This window comes from Streptomyces himalayensis subsp. himalayensis (genome assembly GCF_013778455.1).
GTDB classification, from domain to species: domain Bacteria; phylum Actinomycetota; class Actinomycetes; order Streptomycetales; family Streptomycetaceae; genus Streptomyces; species Streptomyces himalayensis.
The window spans coordinates 1-3,234 of sequence record NZ_JACEHE010000074.1 but is presented as its reverse complement, the minus strand read 5'-3'; the positions used below and the strand labels follow the sequence as shown (position 1 = coordinate 3,234).

The 3,234-nt window shown below is 68.7% G+C and carries 3 protein-coding genes; all 3 read left to right on the top strand.

Annotated features, from left to right (window positions below):
* Positions 1–58 precede the first annotated feature (58 nt).
* Genes H1D24_RS41425 through H1D24_RS41415 form a run of 3 tightly spaced genes read left to right on the top strand, consistent with a single transcriptional unit; the run spans position 59 to position 3,147 of the window.
* On the top strand, positions 59–706 hold the full coding sequence (locus tag H1D24_RS41425) for an HAD family hydrolase (protein WP_181662940.1): 648 nt from the start codon (positions 59–61) through the stop codon (positions 704–706).
* A 58-nt stretch (positions 707–764) separates the two neighbouring features.
* The gene (locus tag H1D24_RS41420; protein ID WP_181662939.1) at positions 765–2,024 is read left to right on the top strand and encodes an MFS transporter; all 1,260 of its coding nucleotides are present in this window, start codon (positions 765–767) and stop codon (positions 2,022–2,024) included.
* The gene (locus tag H1D24_RS41415) at positions 1,975–3,147 is read left to right on the top strand and encodes an acetoin utilization protein AcuC (RefSeq protein ID WP_181662938.1); all 1,173 of its coding nucleotides are present in this window, start codon (positions 1,975–1,977) and stop codon (positions 3,145–3,147) included. The genes H1D24_RS41420 and H1D24_RS41415 overlap by 50 nt, the downstream gene beginning before the upstream one ends.
* Positions 3,148–3,234 lie beyond the last annotated feature (87 nt).

Sequence of the window (3,234 nt, the reverse complement as noted above, 5' to 3'; positions counted from 1 at the left end):
AGCCCCACACCGTATGGTGTGGGGCTTTTCTGCGTTCGGCCCGTTTAGGCTCTGCAGCATGCGCTACGACCTCGTGATCTTCGACAACGACGGCGTCCTCGTCGACAGCGAGCCCCTGTCCAACACGGTTCTCGCCGCCTATCTCACCGAGTTGGGGCATCCCACGACGTACGAGGACTCCATACGCGACTACATGGGCGGCTCCATCCATCGCGTCCACGACACCATCCGTGAGCGGTACGGCAAGGAACTGCCCGGCGAATTCGATGGAGAGGTCCTGGCTCGGACGCTCGCCGCCTTTGAGAGGGATCTGAAGCCCGTGGCCGGCGTCGTCGACGTACTCGAATGGCTCCAGGCCGATGGTGTGCCGTACTGCGTAGCCTCCTCCGGGCGGCATGCACGGATCCGGTTCTCCCACGGGACGACCGGACTTGAGGACTGGTTCGACGAGACAAGGCTCTTCAGCGCCGAGGACGTCGGACGGGGCAAGCCCGCACCTGACCTCTTCCTGCACGCCGCCGCCTCGATGGGGGTCGCCCCCGAGAGCTGCGTCGTGATCGAGGACAGTCCACTCGGCGTACAGGCGGCTCTGGCGGCCGGCATGGACGTCTACGGCTACACCGCCATGACGCCCGCCCACCGGCTCGCAGGCGCCACGCAACTCTTCCTGGACATGGGCGTCTTGGTCGACCTCCTCAAGAGCTGAGCCACATTCATGTTCTGGTCCGCTACCCACGGGTACCCCGGGGCCCTACGCTCCCGCCATGACAGAAGTGCTGCGGCGCGGTAGGGCGTCTCTGGCGTTCAGCTTCTTTGCACAGGGTGTCGCGTTCGCCCTGCTGGTGACGCGCATACCCGCGATCCAGGACCGCTACGGGATATCCGACGGGCTGCTGCCCGCATTCCTCGCCGCCGTGCCGATACTCGCCGGAGTCGGCAGCGTGGCCACAGAGCGGCTGGTGAAGCGGGTGCGGCCGAGCCGCGTGCTGCGCTGGTCGCAGCCTGTCGTTCTGCTCGCGCTGCTCGGGGTCGCGGCCGGCGACAGTATGTGGGAACTGGCCCTGGCCCTCTCGGCGTTCGGGCTTGCCGTCGGCGCACTGGACGCGTCGATGAACATGCTGGGTGTGAGTCTGCAGCGGTCCTACGGACGCAGCATCATGCTCGGGTTGCACGCCGCGTACAGCCTGGGCGGGATCGCCGGAGCGTCTCTGGCCTGGGCGGGTGCGCACTGGGAGCTCGAGCTCTTCCTGTCATACCTGCCGGTGGTCGTCGTGCTGTTGCCGGCGGCGCTCGTCGGCAGTCGGTGGTACGTGGACTCGGGCGCCCCCGCAAGCCCGGTCGCCGAAGGCCCCTCGTCCGAAGGCAAGGTGGAACAGACCGCCGAAGCCGGCCCCGTCGTTTTCAGAATGCTGCTGCCCCTGTGCCTGGTGATGACCTTCGCGTACATCGGTGACTCGACCGTTTCCAACTGGAGCGCGAAGTATCTGCAGGATGTGTTGGGGAGTTCGGAGCAGATGGCGACCGTTCCGTACAACGTCTACATGGTGACCACTCTCATCGGGCGGTCACTGGGGGATCTCGGGGTGCGGCGATTCGGTGCCGTCGCCGTCGTACGCGGCGGGGCGCTGGTGGCCGCGCTCGGGTTCGCCGTCGTGGCGGCCGCGCCGGGGGCGTGGGTCGGCATGCTCGGCTTCACGCTGCTCGGGCTGGGGCTCTGCGTGATCGTGCCGCAGACCTTCGCGGCGGCAGGGCGGCACGCTTTTGAAAGTCACAGCCCCGGGGCATCCGATACGGCGATCGCGAGGCTCAACGTTTTCAACTACGTGGGCTTCCTGATCGGCTCCCCGCTCGTCGGTGCGCTCGGGGACGCGTGGAATTACCGGGGGGCGATGCTCGTCCCCATGGTGCTCGTGCTTGTGACGTTGCTGTATGCCAAGTCGTTCATCGCTGGACCACACCGATACGGTGACGGGCATGAGCGGCCGCGCACAGCTGATGTGGGACGAAGCAGTAACGGGCTATGACTTCGGTCCGGACCACCCCATGGATCCGGTCCGACTGGCGCTGACCAGGCGACTCGTCGCCGCGTTCGGGCTGGACAGCGCGGTGGACGTGGTGGCGGCCAAGCGGGCGGGTGACTCGACGCTGCGGCTCGTCCACCGTGAGGACTACATCGAGGCGGTGAAGGCCGCCTCCGCCGATCCGGATGCCGCGGACGACACGTACGGGCTCGGGACGATGGACGATCCGGCGTTCGCCGGCATGCACGAGGTGTCGGCCCTGATCGCCGGGCAGTCGGTGGGCGCGGCCGAGGCGGTGTGGCGCGGCGATGCGCTGCACGCGGTGAACTTCGCGGGCGGGCTGCACCATGCCATGCCCGGGGGCGCCGCGGGATTCTGCATCTATAACGACGCGTCGCTGGCGATCGCGCGTCTGCTGGAGCTGGGCGCGGAGCGCGTCGCGTACGTCGATGTGGACGTGCACCACGGTGACGGCGTACAGGCGGCGTTCTGGGAGGACCCCCGGGTGCTCACGATCTCGCTGCACGAGCATCCGCGGATGCTGTTTCCGGGGACTGGGTGGCCCGAGGAGACGGGCGCCGACTCTGCGGAGGGATCGGCGGTCAATGTGGCGCTGCCGCCCGGAACCGGGGACGCGGGCTGGCTGCGGGCGTTCCACTCGGTCGTACCGGAGCTGCTCGCGGACTTCCGGCCGCAGGTCCTGGTGACCCAGCACGGCGCGGACACGCACTTCGAGGACCCGCTGGCGCATCTTGCGGTGTCGCTGGACGCACAGCGGGCGGTGCAGGTCGCGTGCCATGACCTGGCCCATGAGTACGCCGACGGGCGGTGGGTCGCGCTCGGCGGCGGCGGATACGCGGTGGTGGACGTGGTGCCCCGGTCGTGGACGCATCTGGTGGCGATCGCGGCGGGACGGCCCATCGAGCCGGAGACCCTGATCCCCGAGGAGTGGCGGCAGGAAGTCTATGCGCGGACACGGCAGTTGGCGCCGGCGCGTATGACGGACGGGCGGTGGCCCGCCTCCTGGAAGGGATGGGAGGACGGATACGACCCGGCCGACCGCCTGGACCAGGCGGTCGTCGCCGCGCGTCGTGCCGTGTTCCCGCTGCGGGGACTCCTGCCCTAGGGCGTGTGTCGAAAGTCCCGCCTGCCCCGCGACGCCTGGCACGCACGCTCGCAGCGTTGCCGAAACGCCCGAATAGCTCCGCTATTA